Source organism: Streptomyces sp. NPDC101194, assembly GCF_044767885.1.
GTDB lineage: Bacteria > Actinomycetota > Actinomycetes > Streptomycetales > Streptomycetaceae > Streptomyces.
Genome location: NZ_JBIWOS010000005.1, coordinates 60,915 through 86,932, shown reverse-complemented (window position 1 = coordinate 86,932; position 26,018 = coordinate 60,915). Strand labels below are relative to the sequence as shown.

Below are 26,018 nucleotides of genomic sequence, written 5' to 3'. Positions count from 1 at the left end.
GAGGAACTGCCACCGTCCGAAGAACGGGACGGTCAGCCGGCCGACCGCAGTTGTGTCCGCAACCGGGACGGCGAGGCGCCGAAGGTTTCGGTGATCAGACGGCGCAGCTGTCGTGCGTCGCGGAAGCCGCAGCGGACCGCGACGGCCTCCACCGTCAGACCGGTGCCGACCAGTAGGGTGCGGGCCCGCTCCAGACGCAGCTGCCGCTGGTAGGTGAGCGGGGTGATGCCGGTGGCCTTCGAGAAGGCCCGGGTCAGGCCGCGCGGGGACAGGTGGGCGACGGCCGCGAGCTCGCCCAGGGTGTGAGGGGCGTCCAGATTCTGGGCCAGGAAGTCCTGCACCCGGTGCACTGCGGGCTGCACATGGTCGCGGTGGCGCAGGAACGGGCTGATCTGTGTGGTGTCGCCGTCCCGTCGTAGATACAGCACCAGTTCACGGGCGACCGCGGCGGTGAGCTCCGGGCCGTGGTCTTGTTCGACGAGAGACAGCGAGAGGTCGATTCCGGCCGAGATGCCGGCACTGGTGCTGACCCGTCCGTCGTGGACGTACAGCGCGGCTTCGCGCACCCGAGCCGCAGGGTAGCGCTCGCGCATCGCCGTGGTGAGCGACCAGTGCGTCGTGCATGCCCGGCCGTCCAGCAGTCCCGCCTCTGCGAGTACGGCGGCACCGCTGCACACCGATGCGACCCGGGCCCCGGCGTCATACGCTTTCCGTACCCAGCGCACCGCGGCCTCAGGTACCAGTCGGCCGGATCCGGTCAGTCGCGGCCCGGGAACCAGTACCAGATCGCCCGGCCCGGCCTGCGTCTCCGCCAGGTGCGACAGGCCGGTCAGCTGCAGGCCTTGCGCCGAGCGCACCCCGCCGGTCTCGGCGGCGTACTCCAGCCGGTAGCCGCCCCCCAAATGGGCAGCGGCATCGAAGACCTGCACCGGACCGCCGAGGTCCAGCAGGTTCACCTCGGGCAGGACCAGCACGATCACACGTCCGGTGCACCCGCTCGTCACATCATTCACCCGGACACAGTAAGCAGGAGCCGGTGCCGTCCACGAGGGCTCTCGGCGCAGTGGAACGGACGGATCAGGCACTGCCCGGGAGATCCCGTGCGGTGAGGTCGGGTGCGCCCGTCGCCCTGCTGGGCATGTCGACACTCTTTCGCTTCCGTGCTCCGTCTCTTGGACGAGGCCGATCGATGCGCCGGTGGCGAGCGCGGCCGGGTGCACCGGCTTGCCGCTGGTGGCGCTCGGCCACATGGGGCTGACGGGGCCGCGTCTGACCGACACGTCTCGCGATCCGAGGGCGGCAACCAGCCACGACTGCGTCTCGCGCCTACCCTTGCCGCCATGGATCCGGTCTCGATGCGTGACGTGGACGGCGACCCGCCGGTCGTGCAGGACCCGCTGCGGGACTTGATCACCAAGCAGACCGGACACGCAGAGCGAGGATGCGGTGAGCGGTGGCCGGCCGGATCGGCGGGAGGTTCGGCACGCGATGCGCTTGGCGGGTCGAAGTGGCTGCGCTTCTTGCAGTTGCCGCGCGAACTCGACTGTTTCCCGGTCGAAATTGCTGCGGGCGACCGGTCGACACCATGGTCAGCGGGGCGATCCGCTCGGCACACCCCGGCATCGACGGTGAACAGCTCCGGGCGGTCATGCCGACGGCCCGCGACGACGAGCAGGAGGTGGGCCCGTGACCGGGGCAACCGGCAGAGTGGCGTTGGTGACAGGGGCCGGCAGCGGAATCGGTGCGGCCACCGCGCGCCTTCTGGCCGCGCGAGGGATGCGCGTGGTGGTCAACTACCTCCGCAGCGGCACGGCAGCCGAGGAGGTCGTGGTCGGCATCCGGGCCGCAGGCGGCCAGGCCATGGCAGTGCAGGCCGACGTGCGTGAGGCAGGGGCGGTCGAGAGGCTGACCGGGCGGGTCCAGGCGGCATGGGGTGGCATCGACGTGCTTGTGCACAACGCGCTCACCCCGTATGTGATCAAGCCGTTCCAGGACATGACGTGGGAAGAACTGGGCGGCAAGCTCGACGACGAGATGCGTGCGGCGTTCGCGGTCACCAAAGCCGTTCTGCCCGCCATGACCGCACAGGGCTGGGGGCGCATCATCTATCTCGGTACCGGCCTGAGCAGTCGACCCAGGGAGGGCATGATCGCGCTGGGCACGGCCAAGGCCGCACTGGCGCAGTTCGCCCGGTACCTCGCCCAGGAACTGGGCCCGCGTGGCATCACGGTCAACGTCGTCGAGCCCGGCCCGGTGGAAGGCACCCGGATGGCGGACGTGATCGACGAGGAGCTCAAACAGCGGCAGGTGGCCGCCACCCCCCTGGGCCGCCTGGCGCACCCGGGCGACGTCGCCCAAGCGGTTGCCTTCTATGCCAGCGACGACAACGCCTTCATGACCGGCACCACGGCCGCGGTCAACGGCGGGATGTCCATGTACTGACGTCCGTCGTCCCCGCGCACGGGGTCGTACCGTCCCGGTCACGCCGGCGATCGGAGCGCATTTGGCACGCCGTCACCTCTGCACCAGGGGTCGCAGCGGCCGGGCCTGCGACACACCCGGGCCCAAGGCCTGTCCCGTCCATTCCGGCGGGCGCACGACGACAGCTACGGCACCTCGCCGCGTTGTCGGAACGTCCGCACACATCCACTCCGCGGACGTCCCTTCGACTCGCGATGCATCGCATCCGACGCCGCTCGCTGTTCCGCCAGGGATGACGGGACAGCCCCCGGCGCGGTGACACGATCAAGGAAGAACGTTCATGTACACGATCGATCTCGCCTACGTCGGGCGGGGACTGCATGAGGAACTGGTCGCCTACATCGCCGACCAGCAGGGCTACTACGCCGACGAGGGCGTCCACGTGGCGCTGCGCGACGGCTGCTCCTGGGACGACGAGCGGCTGCGCCGAGGCGCCACCATCGGGCTCGGCCGGGCGCTGCTGTCACGACTGGCCGATGGCACCCCCTGGGTCGCACTCGACGTCAACACCCACCGCCCGCTGTTCTGGTTCCTCGCACGCCCCGGCCTGACCTCCCTGGCCGACCTGGCAGGCCGTCGGCTGGCGGTACACGCACCCCACACCGCACCCGGGTGCTTCGCCCGGATCGTGCTGCGCCAAGTCGGTCTCGACCCGGACCGCGACATCCGCACCATCGTCCGTGTGCCCGGCGACTACGGCATGGACCTGCGCCGGCTGCACGAGGGCAGCATCGACGCCGCCCTGGTCGGCAGCACCATGGCACCGGAGGCGATGGCCGCCGAGCACGGCTGGCAGGTGCTGGCCTGGGTCGGCGACCACTTCCGGATCCCCACCGTAGGCGTGGCCGTCGACCCCACCTACGTCCACCCGGACGACCCCGCGGTCCAGGCCGTGGTGCGAGCCCACCGGCGCGCCCTGCAGATGATCCACACCGAACCCGATACCACGGTGCGGCACATCCAGACGTTCCTCGGCCGACACACCGCGGACGAAGTCCGAGCCCACTACGAGACGTTCATCGCACCGTACTTCACCACCGACGGCCAAGCGGACCTGGCCGTCGGCGCCACCGCGATCACCGCGGTCGCCGCCGAACTCGCCCTCCCCGTCACTGTCACCGCAGCCGAGTTCTACCGCACCGCAACCAGGAGCCCGACGACGCCTACGCCATCTTGATAGCAATCAAAGCCTCATAAAGTGCAAACAGGGCACCAGTCACCGACGGAAGGAGCGAGTCATGAAATTCGCAGTCATCGGCGGAACCGGGCTGATCGGGTCACGGGTCGTGGAGAACCTGAACGCAGCCGGACATCGGGCCGTACCGCACTCCCTGTCCACAGGCGTGAACATCATTACCGGTCAGGGGGTGGAGGCGGCAGTGGCGGGCGCCGACGTCGTCATCAACCTGGCGAATTCCCCGACCTTCGACGACGCCTCGCTCGCCTTCTTCCGGACTTCGATGGACAACCTGCTTGCCGCGAGCGAGAAGGCCGGAGTCGGACACTTCGTCATTCTTTCGATCGTCGGCGTGGACCACGTTCGAGACCTGGACTACTACCGGGCGAAAGTGCTTCAGGAAGACATCCTCAAGGCCGGACCGATCCCCTATTCCATCGTCCGCGCCACGCAGTTCATGGAGTTCATGGACGCAACCCTGGCCATGACCACCGACGGCGACACCGTCCGGCTGCCGCGTACACCGATTCAGCCGATCGCCGCTGCGGATGTCTCCAGCTCTGTCGCCGAAGTCGCCGCGGGCAGCCCTCTGAACGGCGTGGTCAACATCGCGGGTCCCGACGTCTACGCCCTCGATGAACTCGGCCGGCTCACCGTGACCGCCAAGAGCGACGGGCGCTCTGTCGTGACGGATGACACCGCCGGCATGTTCGCCGTCGTCCACGGCGACGCCATCACCGCCCCTGACGATGCCCGCATCGCCCCCACCCACTACACCGACTGGCTCTCCTGAAGCACCCCCTCAGCGCAACCACCGAGTGAGGGACGGGCGGCGCGGGTCGTTCACGCGGGCAGACGCAGCCGGGACACCCTCGGGTTTCTTGCCTGCCTCATGGGCCAGCGGGGCGGCCGGCTGCACGGACGACGAAGGCGGGAACGCGGCTGGATGCCGACCCGGGCGGCCGGGCCGCACCGCTGGTCCAGGTCGACCGGGACGAAGGCCAGGTTCTGCCGGACCGTCCGGCGGCCAACAGCTCCACGCCGGGGGCCATCCGGCACAGGGCACCAGGTGGCCCGGAACTGGACCAGGACGGGCCGCTCCACCTGGAGGACGCATGGTGAACGTCTGCTCGGTGATGCTGTCCACCAGGTGTGGGCCATGCGGGGGCTCGCTGTCCTGTACGGGTGGGGGAGTGCGGTCCGGTGTTGCCGCGCAGCGGGCTACCGAGTGGCACCAGCCGCGTGGCGGCGCTGCTCGACGGCGCGGTCGATGTCCTCGTCCAGCAGGTCGGTGTTGATGGCGAAGGCGGCGGCGGACCCCATGCCTGCGGCGACGACGACCTGGGCTCGTGGGTCGATGACATTACCGGCGGCCCAGACACCGACCACGCTGGTGCGGCCGGTGCGGTCGGTGGCGACCCAGCCGTTGTCGTCCTTGTCGCAGCCCAGCTGGGTCAGCAGCTCGTCGTGCGCCACTGGGCGGGGGAAGACGAACGCGGCGGCGCGGGGGACGACGCGGCCGTCGACGAGTTCGATGCCGCGCAGCCGGTCGCCGTCGACGACGAGCTGCTTGATCTCGCCCTCGACGAGGCGCAGGCCGCACGCCGCCAGCCGCTCCCGGTCCTGCGCGGTCAGGTCCAGGGAGTGCGGGAAGAAGACGACGTCGTCGCTCCACCGGCGCAGGAGCAGGGCCTGGTGCACCGCTCCCGGGTGGGTGCCGAGGACTGCGAGGGGCTGGTCGCGGACTTCGTACGCGTGGCAGTACGGACAGTGCAGCAGGTCCCTGCCCCACCGCTCGCGCACGCCGGGGATGTCGGGCAACTCGTCGCGCAGCCCGGTCGCGATCAGGATGCGGCGGGCCTTGAGCACCACCCCACCCGCCATGCGGACGTAGTAGCCGTGGTCGATCTGTTCCACCTGTCCATGGATGAGCTGGACGCCGTAGCGGGCGATCTCGGCGCGCCCGAGGTCGAGCAGCGCTGCCGGGGGCAGACCGTCGCGGGACAGGAAACCATGCATGTGCGAGGCCGGCGCGTTGCGCGGTCGGCCCGCGTCGATCACCACTACCTTGCGGCGAGCGCGGCCGAGGAGCAGGGCGGCGTTCAGACCGGCCGCTCCGGCGCCGACCACCACCACGTCGTGGATCTCGTCGACATCGCCGTGCTGTGCCCTGCTGTTCTGGTCATTCGTCGTATTGATCATGGAAACAACCTCCTGGCGCGATAGTGCGTGCCGGGCACTCCGGCGACAACTTCTGTTGCCATTTCTGGGACGCGCGAGGTGGAATGGGGGTATGGACGAGCAATCACCGATCGCCGCCACGCTGGCCCAGGTCGGCTCCCGCCTCAGGCGCGTCCGCGCCCAGCGCGGCGTGACCCTGTCGGCGCTGGCCGAGGTCACCGGCATCTCCAAGAGCACGCTGTCGAGGTTGGAGTCCGGCCAGCGCCGCCCGAGTCTGGAACTACTGCTGCCCATCGCGCAGGCCCACCAGGTGCCCCTGGATGAACTCGTCGGGGCGCCCGAGGTCGGTGACCCGCGGATCCGCTGCAGGCCCCGCGTCCACAACGGCCGCACGGTGATCCCGCTGTCGACGCAGCCGGGACGCCTGCAAGCCTGGAAATCGATCATCCCTGCGGAACGCAATCGGCCCGATCCGGTCACGCACGAGGGGTACGAGTGGCTGTACGTCCTGTCCGGACGCCTGCGACTCATCCTGGCCGACCACGACCTGATCATGGAAGCGGGCGAGGCCGCCGAATTCGACACTCGCCTGCCGCACTGGTTCGGCCCCACGGGAGAGTCCCCGGTGGAGGTCCTCAATCTGTTCGGCCCCCAGGGAGAACGCATGCACGTCCGGGCCAAGCCCCACTCCCGGGCGGAGCCGGAGTCCTGACGGAAGACCCGCCGCCGGACCCGTGTCCGCACCCCGTATCAGGCGAACCGAGGGAGACCGGGCGGGCGATCGACCGCGGTCACGGTGACAGTCACACCCTCACGCCCGACATGCCTCGCAGAATGTCACGATGGGCGACCCGGCTCCTCCTCGGCGAGCGTGGGCGAGTGTGCTGCCGCGGGCGCGGGAGCCGGTACGGCCCGCGAGGGCACAGCTCAGGACGAGGTTGCCCGGGAGTGCGGGTCGCCCGCCCGGTCCCCGTCATGGTGCTCCGCCGAGGATCGAGGGTCGTCGGGATTGGTCCGGGTGCGTGCGGTGCGCAGCAGGGCGGCGATGAGGATTGCCGCGCCCGTCATCAGGGCGGCGCTGACCACCGAGGCGATCCGGGCCTCACGGGCGAAGGCGTCGAAGGCCGCGTTCCGTAGGGATTCGGCGGTGCCGCGCGGGAGGGCGGTGGCGGTCTCGACGGCGCCGCCGAGAGTGCTCCTCGCCGCCTCCAGTTCCTCGGACGTGAGGTCGTCAGGAGCGTTGGCCGCCAGTTCCGAACGGTAGACGGCGGAGCCGATGCTGCCCAGGAGCGCGATGCCCAGCGCCCCGCCGAACTCGGCAGAGGTCTCGGCCAGGGCGGAGGCCGTCCCGGCCCGCTCCGGTGGTGCGGCGGACAGGATCACTTCGGTGACGACCGCGGAGACGGCGCCGATGCCGATCGAGACGACGGTCATGCCACTGACGAGGTGGACGATCCCTGAATCGCTCCGGAGCAGGGCCAGCATGACGTAGCCCGCAGTCGCCACGAGCAGGCCGGCGGCGATCACGTTGTGTTGACCGATGCGAGGGGCGAACGCGGTGGCCAGGGCGATACCCACGGGCATCACGAGGAAGGTGGGCAAGGACCACACAGCCGACTCCAACGGACCCATGCCCAGCACGAGTTGCATGAACTGCCAGTTGAACAGGCTGAAGCCGACCAGTCCGAACGTCGCCAGTGCATCGATGAGCAGGGGCACGCTGAATCGACGTGTGCGGAACAGCGTCATGTCGATCATCGGGTTCGCGGTCCTGTGCTGGCGGCGGATGAACGCCGCTCCCACGGCGAGCCCGACGGCGCAGCACGCCAGGGAAGTCCACCCGAAGCCTTGCTCCGCCGTCGCCTTGACGCCGTAGACGATGCCCAGCACCGCTACCAGAGACATGGCGGCGCCGAGCAGGTCGAAACGGCCCGGCCTGGGGTCGCGGTACTCGGTCAGCAGCAGTGGGCCGAGGATCAGTAGCAGGATCATCACCGGCACGTTGATCAGAAAGACCGATCCCCACCAGAAGTGCTCCAGGAGCAGACCACCGATGATCGGGCCGAGCACAGCGCCGCCCGCGAAGCCCGCTGTCCAGATGCCGACCGCGGTGGCCCGCTGTGCGGCGTCGTGGAACATGCTCCGGATCAGGGAGAGAGTGGAGGGGGCCAAGGTGGCTCCGGCGACGCCCAGGAGCACGCGCGCCGCGATGAGTGTCCCGGGGCTGGTCGAGCAGGCCGCCAGGACCGAGGCGGCACCGAAGGCCGCGGCACCCGTGAGCAGCACGCGTCGCCGCCCGAAACGGTCACCGAGTGTGCCCATCGTGATGAGCAGGCCGGCGAGGAGGAAGCCGTAGGCATCCATGATCCACAGCTGCTCGGAACTGCTCGGGCCGAGATCGGCCGTCAGAGACGGGAGCGTGATGAACATGACGGACATGTCCATGGACGCCAGCAGGCAGGGCAGCACCAGGACGGCGAGACCGACCCACTCCCCGGCTCCGGCTCTCTTCTCTTCTTCAGTCATGCCCTCTCCTGAGCCGTGCAGGTTCGGATGGACTCAGCCACCCTTGGATGCGTACTTTGTACGCACCAATGCGTGCAGAGTACGCACGCATGTCGAATCGAACCAACACCTTTTTGAGCTGCTGATTCATGAGGGATGCGCGCATGCTTGCATTGGCGGGCTAGAATTTCGACACAACCTGATGTGTGACGAAAAGGAGCTCGGTGATGTCCGTGAAGTCGGCATGCGCCTCGTGCGGAAGGGCGCTGGAGCCCGCGGACCGGGGGCGGCCGAGGCTCTACTGCTCCCGTGCGTGCCAGGCGAGGGCCTACCGGGCACGCAGGATGGAGACGTCGGCCGACGTCCCGGAGGGGAGCGATGGTGCGCCACATCTCACCGTCGAGCGCATCGTGCGGGCCGGCATCGTCGTCGCGGACGCGGAGGGGCTCGACGCGCTGTCGATGCGCCGGGTCGCCACGGAACTCGGCACCGGCACGATGTCCTTGTACCGGCATGTGGCATCCAAGGACGACCTCGTGACCCTGATGGTGGAAGCCGCGATGGCCGACGTGCCGCTGCCCGACTCGCCGTCGCGGAACTGGCGCCACGGACTTGAACGCGCCGCCTGCCGCGACTGGGAGTTGTACCACCGCCACCCATGGATCCTGCCGAGGGTCATGATGACGACTCGCGCGTATTTCAGCCCGGCTCTCGCAGCGGACAGCGAAAGCGCCTTCGCCTCGTTCGACGGGCTCGACCTCGAACCCGCCGATACGTTCCGGTACATGTTCATGTTCGCCTCCTACGTGCAGGGCGTGGCGCTGATCCTCGTCAGCGACGCGGAGGCGGAGCGGCGGTCGAGGCTCGCCGCGAAGCAGGGGGCGAAAGCCTCCGACCACGCGCAGGGCCCGCTGTACGAACCCGGGGCGTATCCCCGGCTCGCCCGCGCGATGCGAGCGGGCGCCGACCCCTGGGACCTCGACGCCTTGTTCGCCTCAGGTCTCGCCGGTGTCCTGGACGGCATCGCAGCCGATCTCGCGCGACGGGGCATCGACGCCTGAGCTCCGCGCCACCCGGGCCTCTTCAGCAGGGCCGGCCGGCGACTTGGGTGTGGAGAGAGCGGGGGCTGGAGCCGAGGCGGTGCGGTCCTCGCCGGAGCCGACGGATCGGACCACGTCGTCGGAGGACCGATCACGACCTCGTGGTGGAAGTTCCCCGGCCCGCTACGAGGCCCTTCCCACGACCCTCGACGCGGCCCGAGCATCGAAGACCATGAGGCTCAGCCATAGAAGAATGCGCTTTTGTGACCCCTCCTGAAGGCCGCAGGATGGCGGAGAACCGGCCTGCGGGGAGGAATCATGTCGTCAGCCATCGATACGGGTCTGCTGCCCTTCACTGCCGAGGTCCGCCCGGAAGGGCTCGCCGTCGGAGGGGTCCTGCTCACCGAACTGGCGGGGCGTTCGGGAACACCGCTCTTCGTGTACGACGAGGAGCACCTGCGCCGACGCTGCCGGGAGGCGGTCGCCGCCTTCGGCCAGGGCAACGTCGCGTACGCCTCCAAGGCATTCCTGTGCACGGCCATGGCCCGACTGGCCCACGAGGAGGGGCTGTTGCTCGATGTGGCCTCCGGCGGAGAGCTGCGGGTGGCGCTGCACGCGGATGTTCCGGCCGGACGGATCGTGCTGCACGGCAACAACAAGGACGAGGCGGAGCTGCGCACGGCGATGTCGGCAGGGGTGCGGCACGTGGTGGTCGACAGCTTCGACGAGATGGACCGCATCGAGCGCCTGCACGCCGAGGGACAACTGCCTCCCGCCCGGGTCCAGCTGCGGGTGGCGCCCGGTGTCGCCGCAGGCGCACACGAGGCGATCCGGACCGGTGGCAACGATTCGAAATTCGGCTTCGGCCTCGTCGGCGGAACCGCCGCAGCCGCCGTGCGCCGGGCCGCCGGCTCCCCGGCGATGATCCTTGAGGGCGTCCACGCGCATGTGGGTTCCCAGGTGCTGGACACGGCGGAGCTCGCGGCAGGAGCCGCGGCCGTCGCACGGTTCGCCGCGGAGGCGCGGGTTCACCGGCTCACGGTCGGCGGCGGCCTCGGAGTCGCGTACGAGGCGGGGCAGACCGTACCCTCGTTCGCCGACTGGGCGGCCCGGGTGCGCACCGCGGTGCGTGACGCGGGCTGGGGCGGTGACGTGACAGTGGAGCCCGGCCGGTCCATCGCCGCCCGCGCGGGGCTGACCCTGTACCGGGTGGGCACGATCAAGCGCATCGAGGGCGTGCGGACATACGTCAGCGTCGACGGCGGCATGAGCGACAACCTGCGCCCCGCCCTGTACGGCAGCCGCTACGAGGTGTTCCTGCCACGCCGGCCCCGTGCCTCTCGACCGCTGCGGGCACGGCTGGTCGGCAAGCACTGCGAGAGCGGCGATGTGATCGTCGACGACGCCGCCCTGCCGTCCGAGCTCGCGGTGGGCGACCTCCTGGCCACGCCGGTCACGGGCGCATACGGATATGCCATGGCGTCCAACTACAACAAGCTGCCGCGCCCCGCAGTCGTCTTCGTGTCAGACGGCCGTGCCCGCACCGTGGTCCGGCGGGAGACCGAGGAGGACCTGCTGCGCCTGGACGTGGACGAGTGCGCCGGGCCCGACGTGCCACCGGCGACCGCAGGGTCGGGTGCCGGGGCGGCACAGCGCGTCGGCACGGCCTAACCTGACCCGATGCTGAACAGTGCTCGACTGCTCGTCCTGCTGGAAATAGCCCGCACGGGCACCATCGTGGCCGCGGCCCGGGCGCTGCATCTGAGCCCGTCCGCCGTCTCTCATCAACTCGCCCGTCTGGAGCAGGAGCTCGCGGTGGCGTTGGTGGAACGTCAGCCGCAGAGCCTGCGGCTGACGGCGGCCGGTGTGCGACTGGCCGAGCACGCACAGGCCGTCGCCGACCTGATGGCCGTTGCACAGGACGATCTCCGGGCGCACTCCGAAGGCGAAGCCGGGGTACTGCGGCTGGGCTTCTTCGCCTCCTCGGGCCTGGAACTGCTCCCCCGGGCGCTTTCGGCCTTCGCCGCCGAGCGGCCCCGGGTCGAGCTGGAGCTGATCCTGGGGCAGCCGCACGAGCTGGTGCCCGATCTGGAAGCGGGCCGACTGGATGCGGCGGTCGTCTTCGAGCATCCGCTGGACCCCTGGTGCCGACAGGCGGGTGTGGACGTGGAGATGTTCTTCGACGAGCCACAGCTGGTGGTCCTCCCTCTGAGGCACCGCCTCGGGCGGCGCACCGCGGTCGGGCTCGCCGCTCTGGAGGGGGAGAGCTGGATCGGTACACACGGCGGTCACACCGGCGAACCGGTACTGGAACGCGCGTGTGCGGCCGAGGGGTTCCGGCCACGGGTCCGCTGCCGCAGCGACCACTACCAGGTCACGATCAACCTCGCCCGTGCGGGCATGGGGATAGCGCTCGTCCCGGCCCTCGGGCTCGGCGACACCACGGGTGTGCACGTCTGTCGCCTGGACCATCCCCGACTGCACCGGCGCATCGGGGTCGCCACCCGGCCCACCAACCGCAATCCGCTGCTTCGGATATTTCTCGCGGAGCTGCGGTCGGCGGCCGAGGAGATCCGGTCGCTGCTGGATATGCAGTGGTCCTGACAGGTGGGGCGTACGGCTCTCATTCGCCGACGCGGCGCCGGGCGCACGCCGCGAGGGTGCGGCCGACGTCCCGGATGGCATGCACTGCGGCCCGCTCCGTGCTGGGGCCCAGCGCCGGGTCCCAGTGCGCCACCACCGCGTACGTCAGCCGACGCGCGCCGATGACGACACCGGCATCGGCGCGGACCCCGGTGTCGGTGCCGGTCTTGTTGGCCACCAGAAGCCCGTCGGGCAGGGGATTCGGGAAGCCGGCGGCGTACGGGTCGTGATCCACCAGGGCGGGGACCATGCCGTGGTCGGTGTTGGCGCGCATCCATCGCAGGAGCCGTGCGGAGGCCGACGGGGAGCTCAGCGTGCCGCGCACCGCATGTGTCACCAGCCGCGCCAGGTCCCGTGCGGTGCCGGTCGCGAAGACGGGCGGCGCATCGGGGCCCCGGATGTCACGGACCTTGTCGTGCAGTGCGAGGTGGTCGAGCCCGAGTTCTTCCGCCAGCCGGGCCGTGGACTCGCGCCCCACCAGGCGGAGCAGTGCGTTGGTGGCGGAGTTGTCGCTGACCGAAGCGGTCAGCCAGGCCAGATCCTCGACGGTCCAGCCGCGCCTGCTCATCCGGCGCAGCAGCCCGGTCCCGTCCGCCAGGTCCTCGTCGAGAACCTCGACGAGCCGGTCGGCGAGCAGCTCCCCGGTGTCCAGTCGGCGCGACACCTCGGCGAGCAGCAGCAGCTTCGAGGCGGACGCGACCGGCAGCACGGTGCACTCGTCGACCCCCACCGTCTCGCCGCCGTCGATGTCGACGGCGGCCACGGTCAGGGTGAGCGGCAGCGCGGCCGAACGCCGCGCCGCCGCGGCCACTTGGGCCAGACTCATCGGATCCTCACCACTTCCCCCGCCCGCGCCGCGGTCGGGCAACCGCCCCTCACGGCGACCCGTCCCGCCACCACGACGGTATCGATGCCCTCGGGGGCCAGCAGCGGCCGGTCGAAGGTGGCGGTGTCACGCACCGACGTCGGGTCGATGACGACCAGATCGGCGAAGGCGCCGTCGCGGACCACGCCGCGACCGGTGAGCCCGAACCGCCGGGCCGGCAGACCGGTCATCTTGTGCACCGCGTCCTCCAGCGGGATCAGCTGCTGGTCGCGGCCGTAATGACCGAGCACACGGGCGAAACTTCCCGCCCAACGAGGATGTGGGCGACCGGGTTTGGGGACGCCGTCCGAGCCGATCATCGACAGCGGGCTGGCGAGCACCCGCCGTACGTCGTCCTCGCGCATGGAGTGGCTGATGATGGTCACCTCGCCCTGCTCGGCCAGCAGCAGGTCGCACGCGTAGTCCACCGGATGGACTCCGCGTCCGGCGGCGAGATCGGCGATGCTGCGGCCCTCGGCCTCCGGGTGCGCCTGCGCGGCGGCCACGGTGATGAGGTCCCAGCCGCCGTTGCCCACGGTGTTCTCCCACCCCTTGACGCCTTGAGCGATGTCCCTGCGGATCCGGTCGCGCGTATCGTCCCGGCGCAGCCGTTCCAGCAAGGCGCCGACACCGCCCTCGCTCGTCCATGGCGGCAGCATGGCGTGCAGGACGGTGCTGCCCGCGGTGTACGGGTAGACGTCGCACAGCACGTCCACCCCTTCGGCTCGGGCCCGTTCCAGCCGGGGCAGGGTGCGCAGCGTGGCGCCCCAGGCGTGTCGGCCCGCGGTCTTGTGGTGGGAGATCTGCAGCGGGGCGCCGGAACGCGCCGCGATCTCCAGGGCTTCCTCCAGAGCGGTCTCCACCTGTGACATCTCGTCGCGCAGATGAGTGACGTAGGGCTTGCCGTGACGCGCGGCGACCCCGGCCAGCGCGACGATCTCCTCGGTGCCGGCGTAGGTGCCGGGCGGGTAGATCAGCCCGGTGGACAGGCCGGCCGCACCCTGGCCGAGTGCCCGGTCGAGCAGCGCGCACATGGTGTCCAGCTCCTCGGGCCGGGGCGGGCGGGCCTCGAAGCCCATCACCCCGGCGCGCAGCGTGCCGTGACCGACGAGCGAGGCGATGTGGGTGCGGCGCAGCGCGGGATCCTGCCCCGCGGCGAACGAGTCGAAGTCCACTGCGGGCCGGACAGGTCCGAGCCCGAACGTCACCCTGAGGTGCTCGGTGAGTGAAGGCAGCCGTTCCGGTAGCGAAGGGAACAGGCTCGTCCCGCAGTTGCCGCAGATCTCCGTGGTGACGCCCTGGAGCAGTGGTGCGAGGCGAAGGTCGTCGATCGGCTCGGCGGTGCCGTCGGCGCCGTGGGGAGCCGCGAGGGCGTCGGAGTGCGTGTGCACGTCGATGAAGCCGGGCGCGACGACCCGGCCGGTGACATCCAGCGTCTCGGCCGCCGCGGCCGGGGTGCCCGCGGGCAGTACGGCGATCCGTCCGTCCACCACCGCGATGTCCGCCTCTACGGCGGGTGCGCCGGTTCCGTCGACCAGCGTGCCGCCGCGCAGCAGCAGATCCACAGGGCGCCCCATCACAGCACCGTCGACAGGAAGGCCCGCGTGCGCTCGTGCCGCGGGTCGGTGAACAGAAGCTCCGGGATCCCGGATTCGACGACGGCGCCCCGATCCATGAACAGGACACGGTCGGCGACCTCGCGGGCGAAGCCCATTTCGTGGGTGACCACGACCATCGTCATACCGCTGCGGGCCAGGTCGCGCATGACCCCCAGGACCTCACCGACGAGCTCGGGATCGAGAGCGGACGTGGGTTCGTCGAAGAGCATGAGCGCCGGCTCCATGGCCAGTGCGCGGGCGATCGCGACACGCTGCTGCTGCCCACCGGACAGCTGCCCCGGATAGTGGTCCGCCCGCTCCGCGAGACCGACATGGTCCAGCAGTTCCCGGGCCTGCCTCTCCGCCTGCGCGCGGGAGAGACCCCTGACGGCGACGGGCCCCTCCATCACGTTCTGCAGCGCCGTGCGGTGCGGGAACAGGTGGAACCGCTGGAACACCATGCCGATCCGCTCGCGCTGGCGTCGGATGTCCCGGGGGCGCCGCTCGCGCAGGACGCGCCCGGACGGGCCGTGCTGCTCGTAGCCGATCAGCTCACCGTCCATCCACACCCGCCCCGCGTCGATCTGCTCAAGGTGATTGAAGCAGCGCAGCAGCGTCGACTTCCCGGATCCGGAAGGGCCTATGACGCACAGCACCTCACCGCTGCGGACATCGAGATCGATGCCTCTCAGCACCTCGGTGTCACCGAACCGCTTACGGACCCCACGGGCCCTGAGGACGACCTCGTTCATGCCGCCGCCTCCTTCCTGTCGCGCCCGGGCACGAGATTCGTCAGGACCCTGCGCCGCAGCGGCGGGGCGGCGCCCGGGCTGTACCGGCGTTCGACGGCGTGCTGGCCGATGCTGGCGATCGTGGTGAGCACCAGGTACCAGAGGGAGGCCACCAGCAGCAGCGCCACCACCTCGAAGTTGGCGAGGTAGAGGTGCTGGGAGACCGTCATCAGATCGGCTCCCGCGATGACGGAGACCAGCGAGGTCGTCTTGAGCATGGAGATGAACTGGTTGCCGAACGGCGGGATGATGACCCTCATCGCCTGCGGAAGGATGATCCGGGACAGAATCTGACGGTTCGACATGCCGATCGACGCACCCGCCTCGCGCTGGCCGGGATCCACGCTCTGAATGCCCGCCCGAACGATCTCGGCCATGTAGGCCCCCTCGTTGATGGAGAGGCCGAGCAGGGCCGCCACGAAGCCGGTGATGATCTGGTTGGACTGCCAGCTGATGAGCTTCGGACCGTCGAACGGGACACCGATGCTGATCACCGGGAACAACAGGGCCAGATTGAACCAGAAGATGAGCTGTACCAGCAGCGGGGTGCCCCGGAAGAACCAGGTGTAGGCACCGGCGGTGAGACGCAGAACCGGGCTGTCGGAGAGCTGCATCACCGCGACGAGTACCCCGATGACGATGCCGAGAGCCATCGACACGAGCGTGAGCTGAATGGTCACCCCGAGGCCCTTGAGGATCACGCCGTCGAACTGGTACTCGGCGACGATGTCCCAGTGGAGGTTGGGATTGACGATGACGGTGTAGGCGAGCCACACCGCGAGCAGTGCGGCGGCGAGGACCGCGAGCCAGCGCCCGGGACGGGGGCGCCGGCTCACCTGGAGGGAGAGGTCGTCATCCGACGGCGTGACGGCGGTGGTGGCTCCCGGTGCCGCACCGGGAGCGGTGCCCGGCATCTTCCGGTGGGTCATGTCGGTACTCACCGACCGTCGTTGATGGTGGCCTCGGGCACGGCGCTGTCGCCGACTCCCCAGGTGTCGAGGATCTTCCGGTAGCCGCCGTCGTCGATCAGTTCCTGCAGGGCCTTCCGGACGGCGTCGCGCAGTCCGCTCTGGCTTTTTGCGGCCGCGATGCCCCAGGGAGCGGTGCCGTACTGTGTCGGCAGAACCTCGTACGCGCTGCTCTTCTTCGTGAACATCCTGGCGACGGGATAGTCGACGATGGTCGCGACGGCGCGTCCGCTGTCCAGTTGCAGCAGCCCGGTCGGCGCGTCCTCGCTCTGCGAGATCCGCATCTTCTGCTTGCACTTGGCGTTCTGCTCCTCGCCGATGTGGAGGTTCGAACTGCCCTTGGCGAGGACGATGGTCTTTCCGCACAGGTCCGTGAGGGACTTGATGCCCTGCGGATTGCCGTTCTTCGTCATGATGACGCCGCCGGTACGGAAGTAGTCGACGAAATCGACTGCCCGGCGCCGTTGGGCACTGTCCGTCATGGACGACATGACCAGGTCGAAGCGTCCGGACTCCAGACCGGGAATCAGCCCGTCGAAGGCGGCGTTGGTGAGTTCGAGCTTCAGCTTCAGCCGCTCGGCGATGGCCTTGGCCAGGTCGGGGTCGACACCTGTGAGCCGGGTCGTCCCGGGCTCGTACATCTCCATCGGCGGATATCCCACCGCGGTGGCCACCCACAGCACGCCCTTCTGCCGGTACTGCGCGGGGAGCAGCTCGGCTGCGGTCCGGCCGGCGGCGGCCTGGGAGGAACTGCCGGACGGGGCGTCGCCCTGGCCGGAGCGTCCACAGGCGGTGGTCGCAAGAGCCACCACGGCCAGGGCTGCCAGACAGCGCAGAGAACAGGGACGATTCATCGGATTTCTCCCTCACGGGGTGGCGGTGCGCCGATGCTGGCAGTCGCGCCCGGGTGAATGGAAGATGATGAAGCTATTCATGCCTGACCATCGAAATCCATACGGGTCCGAATCCCTGCGGATGGGCACCCCGATCAGGAACGGGGCATCGCGTGCGAGAACCACTCGGCTGGCGTGCGTTGCTGCTCGGTACCGGTGGAGTGCTCGCTCGGTACTTCTCGAAGTCCGTGCCGCGCAAGGGCCGGTGCCGGCCGACGGCCCGCACGCGCTATGATCGATCTTGGAAGTTCGCCGCAACTCGCGGTGGCTGACGCTGCGTTGGTGGTCCAAGGAAAGACGCCCCGCTTCCCGCGGGGAAATGCAGGTGCAAGGCCTGCCCAGCGCTCGCTCACGGGGCCCTTCCCCTCTCGGGGGAAGGGCCCCGTCATGTTCCGTGCCTGAAGGTCCGGTGTGCCCACCGCAGAGCCGGCGAGGCCGTTACGGCGGGGCTCGCACCGGATCACCCAGCGCCGCCCGCAGGGCGCGGTGTCGTCAGGGCCTGCGCCGTTTCTGAACGCTCCGACCCCGTAGCAGTGGCCGGCCACCAGTTCTCCATCCGACCGACGGCCCCCATGCCGGGATCAGGCGGGGCCGTCCTGCGCGAGGCGGCCTTCCAGTAGCCCGGCTCGGAGCTCGTTCGCTTCGGCGGGGACGGTCACCCGCGGGCCGGTCGGAGCCCCGGTACGGGAAGAACCAGGCGCGGTCCTCCTCTACGAGGCCGCTCGCCATGGGTGAGCAACCAGACGATCCCGATCCGGCGCAGGGGCTTGTTCACGGGCGTACCACCTGGGGCATCTCGGCGTCGGGGTCATGGGCGGGACGGCGTGCGGTGTCGCTGATGCGGATCAGGACGCCGACGAGGGCCCAGTTGGCGATGACGGAGGAACCGCCGTACGCCAGGAACGGCATTGTCATTCCGGTCAGCGGGATCAGGCCCATCACGCCGCCGGCGACGACGAAGACCTGCAGGGCGAGCGCACCCGACAGGCCGATGGCAAGCAGTTTGCCGAAGGGGTCGCGGGCGGCGAGGGAGGTGCGCACGCCGCGCTCCACGACCAGTCCGTAGATCAGCAGGATCGCCATGATGCCCGTCAGGCCCAGCTCCTCGCCGAACGTGGCGAGGACGAAGTCGGAGTTGGCGGCGAACCGGATGAGGTCGGAGTGGCCCTGGCCGAGGCCCGTGCCCAGAGTGCCGCCGGAGCCGAACGCCCACAGCGCCTGCATCGACTGCTCGGAGTGACCGCCGACGCCCTGGCGGCTGAGCGCGTACTCCTTCATCGGGTCGAGCCAGGCCTGGACACGCTGCTGGACGTGCGACTCGAAGGAGGCGACGCCGACGGCACCGGCCGCGGACATCAGCAGACCGAAGACGATCCAGCTGGTCCGTTCGGTGGCGACGTACAGCATGATGACGAACATTCCGAAGAACAGCAGAGACGTGCCGAGGTCGGTCTCGAAGACCAGGATCAGGATCGAGAGGAACCAGATGACCAGGATCGGGCCGAGGTCGCGGCCGCGCGGCAGGTACAGGCCCATGAAGCGGCGGCTGGCCAGGGCCAGTGCGTCGCGCTTGACCATCAGATAGCCGGCGAAGAAGACCGCGAGCACGATCTTCGCGAACTCACCGGGCTGGATGCTGAAGCTGCCGACATGGATCCAGATCCTGGCGCCGTAGACGTTGGCGCCCAGGCCCGGGACCAGTGGCAGCAGCAGGAGGAACAGGGCGCCCACCATGGAGATGTAGGTGTAGCGCTGCAGGACGCGGTGGTCCTTGAGGAAGATCAGGACAACGATGAAGAGGGCGATGCCCATCGTCGTGTACATCAGCTGGCGCGGCGCGGCTGTTCCCGCCTGTTTGACCGACTGCAGCAGTTCGGACTGGTCCAGCCGCCAGATGACGACCAGGCCGAGTCCGTTCAGCAGCGTGGCCAGCGGCAGCAGCAACGGGTCCGCGTACGGCGCGGACCTCCGTACGACGAGATGGGCGACGCCGGCCAGCAGACCCAGGCCCAGGCCGTAGCTCAGCAGGCCGGACGGCACCCGGTTGTTGATGGCCAGGCCCACGTTGGCGTAGGCGAACACCGGGATGACGACGGCGAACACCAGCAGCGCCAGCTCGGTGTTGCGCCGATTCGGTGCACCGATCGTGGACGCATGGTGCGTCGACGCGTTTGTGTTATCGCTCATGGTGCGACGGGGCCTCTCACGGCTCGCATACTGCTCACCGACCAGTGAAGGAGACGGCCTTCCGCTCTCCTTCAAAAGGTCCGGGGACGGGAATGGGTGCGGGAGTGGTCCGGGACGGCGGCTTCGAAGCCACGGAGTCGGCGGCGCTGTTGCCTTGGATATCTCCTTGGACGTGGCAGAAGCCTCTGTGGTTCCTGAGGTGCCTGCGAAACTGCCTCCTCGTTCCGGTGTGATGTGTCGAATGCTGAGGGTTGGCCACTGCTGTGACCAACCGGGTTCACAGGGCCGGCGGTTGCGACGGCTGGATGGGCAGTGGCGCCTTCCGGCTGGATTCCAGGTCGGCGGGATCGGTTTCCGGACGGAGCTGCTCAGCCGCGACACCGGACAGGAGTTCCTGCAGGTCTCCCCGGCGCCGGTGGACCGTGGACGGTGTCACACCGTCCCTGGTTGCCGCCGCGGCCATCGGCTTCCGGACCACGGATGCCACCATTCTGGAGTGGATCCTGGCGGTCGGGCTGCTGGCGCTCGTCTCCCCGGCGCTCACCTGGATCGCGGTCGGGATGGGCCTGTCCGGTCCGAACCCCGAGGCGGCCGGAAGCAACGCAATGCCGCTGATGGTCCTGCCGCTCGTCTCCAGCGCCTTCGTCCCGGCCGACACGATGCCGGGCTGGTTCCAGCCGATCGCCGAGTGCCAGCCCTTCACCCCGGCCATCGAGACCCTGCGCGGCCTGCTGCTCGGCAGCGAGATCGGCAACAACGGGTGGCTGGCCGTGGTGTGGTGCGTGGGGCTGGCCGTGCTCGGCTACGTCTGGTCCAAGTCGCTGTTCGATCGCGATCCGAAGTAGCGGCCGACAGCTCGTCCCGCCCCGGGGCGGCGTACTCCTGCATCACGTCGGTGTATGCCGCCCCGTCGGCGTTCCCCGCCGCCTGTCGGGCCCGCGCCGCCGACGTCGTCGGCCGGAACTCGCGCTGCACCCGCAGCCGTTCGCCTCGCGCGTCGAGCACCGTGCAGGAGGCCGCGCGGGTTCGCGGAGTCCTGGAGGGTACGAGCCCGAACCCGTTTTCACCGCGCCTGTGGGGGAGATGTCGATGAGGTGCGCGAGCCGGACCGGGGCGGCGCTCCGCTGCGCCTCCCGGAGTCTTCCGGGCAAGAGCGGTGGCCGGGTTCGCTCACCCCATCTGGAGTCGGTCGGCCAGACCGGCGGCGGTGAAGGCGGCCACCAGTTCGTCACGGCCCTCGGTGAAATGGGCCCAGCTGTCGTAGTGGACGGGTACCACCCGGCGGGCGCCGAGGATTCCGGCGGCCTCGGCGGTCTGTGCGCTGTCCAGGACGATCAGCGCGCCGTCGAAGACGACGGGGAAGCGCGGAGCCCCGGCGAAGAGGATGGCGGTGTCCACGGGGGAGAAGCGCTCGGCGATCTCCTCGACCAGGTCGAGAGAGGCGTTGTCACCGCTGACGTAGACGGTGGGCAGGCCCTCCCCGGTCAGAACGAAGCCGACGACCTGGCCGAGGATCGCCTCGACTTCCTCGCGCGGCCCGGGTCCATGGAGGGCGGGTACTCCCGTCACAGTGACGGTGCCGCCCCCGGGACGGTCCAACTCGATCGACTCCCAGTCGGCCAGCCCCTTGGCGCGGTCGCCCAGGCGCTGTCCGCCACCGGGGGTGGTGAGGGTGAGCGGGACGTCGGCCAGCAGGGCCCGGCCGGAGTTGTCGAGGTTGTCGGCGTGCTCGTCGTGGGAGAGCAGGACCACGTCGATGCGGCCGAGGTCGGCGGGGCTGCCGGAGGGAAGCGCTGTCTTGGTCAGGAGCGGGCCGCCGGGTGCCTGGTAGTCGCCGGGGTCATCGAAGGTCGGGTCGGTCAGGAACCGCAGGCCGCCGTACTCGAAGAGAGCGGTCGGGCCGCCGAAGACGCGCACGGGGAACTGCTCGCTGCTGGAGCTCGTGGCAGACATGAAAGAGTCACCTCACGGATGAGTGTTGGTTTATCCGTGAGCCACTGTAAGTATTTCTCACGCATGCATGCAAGCCGTACCATGAGAATCATGAAGGAGACCGTGACCGCCGAACCTCTGTCGTCCGCACCGGGCGCCGAGAAGTACCCCGCCCTCGATCTCGCCAACAGCGCCATCGCTCTGCCCGGCGGGCAGTACGTCGATCTCCTCGGCACCCCTGGGGGCGCCGAACAGTGGCTGGTCGAGCGCGGCCTCGCCCCGGCCGACACCGGCATGATGGAGATGTGCGCCACCCTGCTGCGCTCCTTGCGTGAACAGGTGCGCGCCCTGCTCGCAGCCCATGTCGCCGGGCTGCCCGCCCCTGCGGGGGCGCTGACCGCCGTCAACGACGCGCTCACCCGGGCCCCCGCCGCCTCTCTGCTCCGCTGGGATCCCACCCGTGGCCTGTACCGCGAGGCGTCCCACCCCGTCACACAGATCGTCGAGCACGCCCTCGCCGTCCTCGCGGCCAACGCCGCCGACCTGCTGACCGGGCCCGATGCCGAACGTCTCACCGCCTGCGGCTCCACGCCCTGCAACCGCTACCTGCTCCGGCACGGCCGCCGTCACTGGTGTTCCATCCGTTGCGGCGACCGCGCCCGCGCAGCCCGCGCCTACGCCCGACGCCGGCCCACTACGGACTGACCAGTACCTCGCGGCCATGCATGGTTCACATGCCGCCCCGTCCGCGAGGCGGCTCTCCAGGCGGCGGCCACGACCCGCGGCGCAGTCGGCGTGGAGCCCGGCCGAGTCCGGGGTCGAGCGGTCGGCGCGGCGGTGCGGCAGCGGCGGATCGCCGGTCTCCTCGACCCGTCCGGCCCTTGGTGCGGCGAGCGACGTGACGCCCCGTAGCGGTGTGCCCTCCTGTACCTGAGTTGCCGTGGTCTTCGGCGGCCCGCTATGACGGCGCGTCGGGACGGCGGGGTGGCACGGATCCCGGAGCCGGTCGGCGGGGCCGGCGCTCGGTTTCGTCGCCGTGCGCCGATCCTCGGGAGTTGGCCGGCTCGCCCTCAGGTGATTCGCTCGCCTGGTCTTCCTGTCCGTCGCGGTGCGCCTGCCGGATCCGGCTTCGGCCGCCGTGGCCGGGCCGCGGTGCGTTCGACGGTCCACCGGCGGTGGCGCAGCCGTTGCGCGTTCTCGACCCCTTTGCGGTGATCCGGTGCTGGATGCCTGGTGTCGACGATCATCGGTGCAGGTGGTCGTGGTCGTGGCCCTCCGCTCAACCATCCCCGCCGCGATCGGTGGTTTCCATCGGGCCTCCACCCATGGGGTCGACGTCATTCGCCGGCTGTCGGGATCAGCGGATCGGAGCAACTCCGGACCTGCCGCAGCACGCGAGAACAGCCGCCCGCACGGGGAAGTGGCGCGTCCGACAGAGGCACGGCGTCCGGCTGTGAGGCCGGCCTCTTCTGGTGGGGGTCCCGTCCTCCCTTCTCCCGCTCCGGCCGATGCCGGAGCATCCAGGGCCGGACGCATCCGCCCCGGGGATCCTCCGGCGACAGCACCGACAACTTTTCTTTTCTTGACAATTATTTTCGTCGGAACCATTCTGGAGCGGTGCTGGACGTCGCTGTGATCGAAGAACCCGCTGCGGCCGAGTCGTCCCTGGACCCCATACGGTCCCGGATCCTCGCCGCCCTGGCCGAGCCCGGCTCGGCCACCGTGCTGGCCTCCCGCCTGGGGCTGCCCCGGCAGAAGGTCAACTACCACCTGAAGGAACTGGAGCGTCACGGCCTGGTCGAACTCGCCGAGGAACGGCGCAAGGGCAACGTCACCGAGCGGGTGTACCGTGCCACCGCCGCCTCCTACGTGATCTCTCCCAGCGCCCTGGCCGCCGTCAGCCCGGACCCCTCCAGGTCCCGGGACCAGCTCTCCGCCCGCTGGTTGCTGGCGCTGGGGGCGCGGCTGGTGCAGGAGGTCGGTGCTCTGCTGACCGGTGCCTCCCGGGCCGCGCGACGGGTTGCCACCTTCGGCATCGACGCGGAGGTGCGGTTCGCCTCCGCGGCCGACCGGACGGCCTTCGCCGACGAGCTGGCCCAGGCCGTGACGGACCTCGTGGGCCGCTACCACGACGAGTTCGCCCCCGGGGGCCGCAGTCACCGGGTGATCGTCGCGCTCCATCAGGTTCCCGCCGAGCAGCCCGGCGCGCCCGGGAGCCCGGCCGAATCGCAGCAGACGGCCGGGGGAACACAAGGGCCCGAATCCGAAGCGCGACAGGAGACCCCACGATGACGCACCCCTTCGAGATCGAGCAGGAGACGACCCTGCCGGCGAGTCCCGAACAGGTCTGGGAGGCGATCGCCACCGGACCGGGGATCGACTCCTGGTTCATGGGGCGCAACGAAGTGGAGCCGCGCGAGGGCGGCACCGCCGCCATGGACACCGGCGGAAACCGGGAGGAGGCGGTGGTCACCGCCTACGAACCGGGCAAACGCTTCGCCACCCGCACGGCCACCGCCGAGGACGGCCGCTTCATGGCCTTCGAGTACCTGATCGAGGGGCGCGACGGCGGCAGCACCGTGCTCCGCATCGTCCAGAGCGGCGTGCTCGGCGACGACTGGCAGGACGAGTACGACGCGTTGCGCCGCGGCTGGCCCTTCCACCTCCACACGCTCCGCGAGTACCTGGCCCACTTCCCGGGACGCACCGGCGTTCCCGTCTTCGCCCTGGCGCCTTCGGGCGAGCAGCCCGCGCAGCAGGTCCGGGCGGCCCTCACTCGCGGGCTGTCGCTGCCGAGTCAGGCTGCCGTGGGCGCGCGTGCTCACGCCGAACCGGCCGGCCTGCCGCCGGTGGAAGGCGAGGTGACCTGGTCGGACGACGAGCGCTTCGAGGTCCGTACCGCCGACGGGATCTACACCTTTCACCACTTCCCCGGCGTGGTGCTGATGTTCCACCACCTCTTCGGCCCCGACACGGACAGCGCCGAGGCCGCCTGGCAGCACTGGCTGACCGGCCTCCTCGCCTGACCTCTGGCGGGTCCGGGTGCACGGCCACCCTGTCGGGTACCGGGGTCCGCCTCGCCCTCCTGAAACAACTGCCGGACCAGTCGCTCTTTGCGGCGGTCACCGGCACCTCACCATCGGGGCGCCTGCGCCGTGAACACGGCCCGAGCGCGCACCGAGCAGTCACACAAAGCACATCCAAGACACCGAGGAATGACTCCCATGCGCACTGTGATCAGCACGGCCTTCATCTCGCTCGACGGCGTCGTGGAGGCGCCGGGCGGTGAACCCGGCTACCGGAACTCCGGATGGACCTTCAAGGAGGTCGAGTTCGTCCCCGAGGCGTTCGAGATCAAGGAGCGGGAACAGCGGGAGTCCACCGCGATCCTGATGGGCCGGGTCAGCTACGACGCGTTCAGCCCGGTGTGGCCGGACATGGCGGAGTTCGCGCATTACAAGCCGATGCCCAAGTACGTCGTCTCCACCACCCTCACCGAGGACAAGTTGGTCTCCGGCTGGGGCGAGACCACGATCCTGCGCTCCCTCGACGAGGTCGCCGCCCTCAAGGAGACCGACGGCGGACCGATCATCGTCCACGGCAGCGCCTCGCTGAATCACAGCCTCTCGGACGCGGGTCTGATCGACCGTTACCATCTGCTGGTCTTTCCGTTGCTGCTCGGCGCCGGTAAGCGCCTGTTCAGCGCCACGGACAAGGACACCCAGAAGCTGAAGCTGGTCGAGCACGAGGTCTACAGCAACGGCCTGCAGAAGCAGGTCCTCGACGTCGTCCGCTGACGGCGTTCCGGGCTCTTCCCGCCAAGCCCTCGCCTGTGAGGGCATGGCGCCCCCGTTCATCTGTCGGCACAGGCGCGCGGTGACTTCGTCGTCGTGGGTCGGGCAACACGGCCTGGCCCGCGGCCCGATTTCCACAGGCGGCGTGCCACGGCCGGCCTCCACCCCGAGGCCGGGCCCTCGCCTGCGGCACCAGTCGCTGGAGCAGTCGCTCGCAGGTGAACCGCATGAGCCCACTCGTTGCGTGCAACAGCGCTGTTGCCGTTTGCTGCGGCGGCAACGCGGGCGTGCTTCGACCGAGAGGGGCTGTCGCGGTGGTCGTCCAGAAGGTCCGGAAGTCGACCGATGGACATCGGAGCACGCCTGCCGCCCCGTGCGCCCCGGACGGTCAGGCGGAGTGGAGAAGCCTGCCTGCGCCGTCCGGTGGCACGCCGGAGTCTCGGGGCATCGGATGCGATCCGTCTCTGCCGGGATGCCTCCTACGAGGTGCTGGTCATCGCGTCTCGATCGCGGTGACCAGGGCGTCGAGGCCGTCCTGATAGATGCCGGTGAAGAGGGCCTCTGCCTCCTGGTCGCTCACGCCCACGGGGACGAAGCGTCCGCTCCACTGGACTTCGGCGGCCTCCGGCCTGCCGGGCATGGTGTGGACGCGGAGGGTGGAGAGGTAGCCGGTGACGGGGAAGGGCGCCTGCAGGATGGCGTAGCTGTAGGCGCGCTCCTGCAGATCGTAGGCCGTCAGCTGTTCGATGATCACCTCTCCGTCGGCGTTGGCCAGCCGGCGTGCGCGGCCGCCCTGCTCGGAGACGCTCTGCGGGATGTAGGGCAGCCAGTCGGGCAGGGAGTGGAAGCCGCCGATCAGGTTCCAGACCTCATCGGGGGAGGCATGGACGACGCGGCTGACTGAAGTGGATGCCATGGTGGGGTCCTTCGTGCGTGGGGGTGTGGTCCTGCCGGGGGTGGTGG

The 26,018-nt window shown here is 69.9% G+C and carries 22 protein-coding genes and 1 pseudogene; 12 read left to right on the top strand and 11 right to left on the bottom strand.

Features of this window, described 5'->3' with window-relative positions:
* Positions 1–32 precede the first annotated feature (32 nt).
* Positions 33–1,013 (bottom strand): GlxA family transcriptional regulator, encoded by a 981-nt coding sequence (locus ACIRP2_RS20335; protein ID WP_404252125.1) that lies wholly within the window; start codon positions 1,011–1,013, stop codon positions 33–35.
* A gap of 673 nt (positions 1,014–1,686) precedes the next feature.
* Between ACIRP2_RS20335 and ACIRP2_RS20330 the strand changes: the two genes are divergently transcribed.
* The 3 genes from ACIRP2_RS20330 (at position 1,687) to ACIRP2_RS20320 (ending at position 4,451) form a co-directional block, all read left to right on the top strand.
* A complete protein-coding gene (locus ACIRP2_RS20330) occupies positions 1,687–2,442 on the top strand; it encodes an SDR family NAD(P)-dependent oxidoreductase (RefSeq protein ID WP_404252123.1) in 756 nt (251 codons plus the stop codon).
* A gap of 319 nt (positions 2,443–2,761) precedes the next feature.
* A complete protein-coding gene (locus tag ACIRP2_RS20325; protein WP_404252121.1) occupies positions 2,762–3,658 on the top strand; it encodes an ABC transporter substrate-binding protein in 897 nt (298 codons plus the stop codon).
* Between the two features lie 61 nt (positions 3,659–3,719).
* Positions 3,720–4,451: an SDR family oxidoreductase gene (locus tag ACIRP2_RS20320; RefSeq protein WP_404252119.1), complete on the top strand. Its 732-nt coding sequence runs from the start codon at positions 3,720–3,722 to the stop codon at positions 4,449–4,451.
* A 428-nt stretch (positions 4,452–4,879) separates the two neighbouring features.
* Here ACIRP2_RS20320 and ACIRP2_RS20315 read toward each other — a convergent pair whose 3' ends face one another.
* Entirely contained in the window at positions 4,880–5,860 is a 981-nt protein-coding gene (locus ACIRP2_RS20315) for an NAD(P)/FAD-dependent oxidoreductase (protein ID WP_404252117.1), read from the bottom strand.
* Positions 5,861–5,951: 91 nt separating this feature from the next.
* Here ACIRP2_RS20315 and ACIRP2_RS20310 point away from each other — a divergent pair, with 91 nt between their 5' ends.
* The gene (locus ACIRP2_RS20310) at positions 5,952–6,551 is read left to right on the top strand and encodes a helix-turn-helix domain-containing protein (protein WP_404252115.1); all 600 of its coding nucleotides are present in this window, start codon (positions 5,952–5,954) and stop codon (positions 6,549–6,551) included.
* Positions 6,552–6,766: 215 nt separating this feature from the next.
* Here the strand turns inward: ACIRP2_RS20310 and ACIRP2_RS20305 are convergent, their stop codons facing one another.
* Entirely contained in the window at positions 6,767–8,365 is a 1,599-nt protein-coding gene (locus ACIRP2_RS20305) for an MFS transporter (RefSeq protein WP_404252113.1), read from the bottom strand.
* 206 nt (positions 8,366–8,571) lie between these two features.
* Between ACIRP2_RS20305 and ACIRP2_RS20300 the strand changes: the two genes are divergently transcribed.
* The 3 genes from ACIRP2_RS20300 to ACIRP2_RS20290 all read left to right on the top strand — a co-directional run bounded on the left by ACIRP2_RS20300 (position 8,572) and on the right by ACIRP2_RS20290 (position 11,988).
* Positions 8,572–9,405: a TetR/AcrR family transcriptional regulator gene (locus tag ACIRP2_RS20300; protein WP_404252111.1), complete on the top strand. Its 834-nt coding sequence runs from the start codon at positions 8,572–8,574 to the stop codon at positions 9,403–9,405.
* A gap of 297 nt (positions 9,406–9,702) precedes the next feature.
* Positions 9,703–11,055: a diaminopimelate decarboxylase gene (lysA, locus tag ACIRP2_RS20295; RefSeq protein WP_404252109.1), complete on the top strand. Its 1,353-nt coding sequence runs from the start codon at positions 9,703–9,705 to the stop codon at positions 11,053–11,055.
* Between the two features lie 9 nt (positions 11,056–11,064).
* Positions 11,065–11,988: a LysR family transcriptional regulator gene (locus ACIRP2_RS20290; protein ID WP_404252107.1), complete on the top strand. Its 924-nt coding sequence runs from the start codon at positions 11,065–11,067 to the stop codon at positions 11,986–11,988.
* A gap of 19 nt (positions 11,989–12,007) precedes the next feature.
* On the opposite strand, the gene ACIRP2_RS20285 is transcribed toward ACIRP2_RS20290, so the two are convergent.
* From ACIRP2_RS20285 to ACIRP2_RS20260, 6 genes are all read right to left on the bottom strand, one after another.
* Positions 12,008–12,853 carry a serine hydrolase gene (locus ACIRP2_RS20285; protein ID WP_404252105.1) on the bottom strand — a complete coding sequence of 282 codons (846 nt, stop codon included), beginning with the start codon at positions 12,851–12,853 and terminating at the stop codon, positions 12,008–12,010.
* Positions 12,850–14,469: an amidohydrolase family protein gene (locus ACIRP2_RS20280; RefSeq protein WP_404252103.1), complete on the bottom strand. Its 1,620-nt coding sequence runs from the start codon at positions 14,467–14,469 to the stop codon at positions 12,850–12,852. The genes ACIRP2_RS20285 and ACIRP2_RS20280 overlap by 4 nt, the downstream gene beginning before the upstream one ends.
* Positions 14,469–15,242, bottom strand: coding sequence for an amino acid ABC transporter ATP-binding protein (locus tag ACIRP2_RS20275; RefSeq protein WP_404252101.1), 774 nt, complete (start codon positions 15,240–15,242; stop codon positions 14,469–14,471). The genes ACIRP2_RS20280 and ACIRP2_RS20275 overlap by 1 nt, the downstream gene beginning before the upstream one ends.
* Positions 15,239–16,210, bottom strand: coding sequence for an amino acid ABC transporter permease (locus tag ACIRP2_RS20270; protein WP_404252099.1), 972 nt, complete (start codon positions 16,208–16,210; stop codon positions 15,239–15,241). Before ACIRP2_RS20270 ends, ACIRP2_RS20275 begins: the two co-directional genes overlap by 4 nt.
* An 8-nt stretch (positions 16,211–16,218) precedes the next feature.
* On the bottom strand, positions 16,219–17,103 hold the full coding sequence (locus ACIRP2_RS20265; RefSeq protein ID WP_404252097.1) for an ABC transporter substrate-binding protein: 885 nt from the start codon (positions 17,101–17,103) through the stop codon (positions 16,219–16,221).
* Between the two features lie 810 nt (positions 17,104–17,913).
* Positions 17,914–19,329, bottom strand: coding sequence for an FtsW/RodA/SpoVE family cell cycle protein (locus ACIRP2_RS20260; protein WP_404252095.1), 1,416 nt, complete (start codon positions 19,327–19,329; stop codon positions 17,914–17,916).
* 452 nt (positions 19,330–19,781) lie between these two features.
* Here ACIRP2_RS20260 and ACIRP2_RS20255 point away from each other — a divergent pair.
* Positions 19,782–20,174, top strand: a pseudogene (locus ACIRP2_RS20255) (ABC transporter permease); the annotation flags it as partial.
* A gap of 325 nt (positions 20,175–20,499) precedes the next feature.
* Here ACIRP2_RS20255 and ACIRP2_RS20250 read toward each other — a convergent pair.
* Entirely contained in the window at positions 20,500–21,282 is a 783-nt protein-coding gene (locus tag ACIRP2_RS20250) for an MBL fold metallo-hydrolase (protein WP_404252094.1), read from the bottom strand.
* A gap of 81 nt (positions 21,283–21,363) precedes the next feature.
* On the opposite strand from ACIRP2_RS20250, the gene ACIRP2_RS20245 reads away from it, so the two are divergent.
* The 4 genes from ACIRP2_RS20245 to ACIRP2_RS20230 all read left to right on the top strand — a co-directional run bounded on the left by ACIRP2_RS20245 (position 21,364) and on the right by ACIRP2_RS20230 (position 25,058).
* Positions 21,364–21,966 (top strand): CGNR zinc finger domain-containing protein, encoded by a 603-nt coding sequence (locus ACIRP2_RS20245; protein ID WP_404252092.1) that lies wholly within the window; start codon positions 21,364–21,366, stop codon positions 21,964–21,966.
* 912 nt (positions 21,967–22,878) lie between these two features.
* The gene (locus ACIRP2_RS20240) at positions 22,879–23,553 is read left to right on the top strand and encodes an ArsR/SmtB family transcription factor (protein ID WP_404252090.1); all 675 of its coding nucleotides are present in this window, start codon (positions 22,879–22,881) and stop codon (positions 23,551–23,553) included.
* Entirely contained in the window at positions 23,550–24,287 is a 738-nt protein-coding gene (locus ACIRP2_RS20235; RefSeq protein ID WP_404252088.1) for an SRPBCC domain-containing protein, read from the top strand. The genes ACIRP2_RS20240 and ACIRP2_RS20235 overlap by 4 nt, the downstream gene beginning before the upstream one ends.
* A 198-nt stretch (positions 24,288–24,485) precedes the next feature.
* Complete coding sequence (locus ACIRP2_RS20230; protein ID WP_404252086.1) at positions 24,486–25,058, top strand: dihydrofolate reductase family protein; 573 nt, start codon at positions 24,486–24,488, stop codon at positions 25,056–25,058.
* Between the two features lie 490 nt (positions 25,059–25,548).
* Here ACIRP2_RS20230 and ACIRP2_RS20225 read toward each other — a convergent pair whose 3' ends face one another.
* Positions 25,549–25,971, bottom strand: coding sequence for an SRPBCC family protein (locus ACIRP2_RS20225; RefSeq protein ID WP_404252084.1), 423 nt, complete (start codon positions 25,969–25,971; stop codon positions 25,549–25,551).
* Positions 25,972–26,018 lie beyond the last annotated feature (47 nt).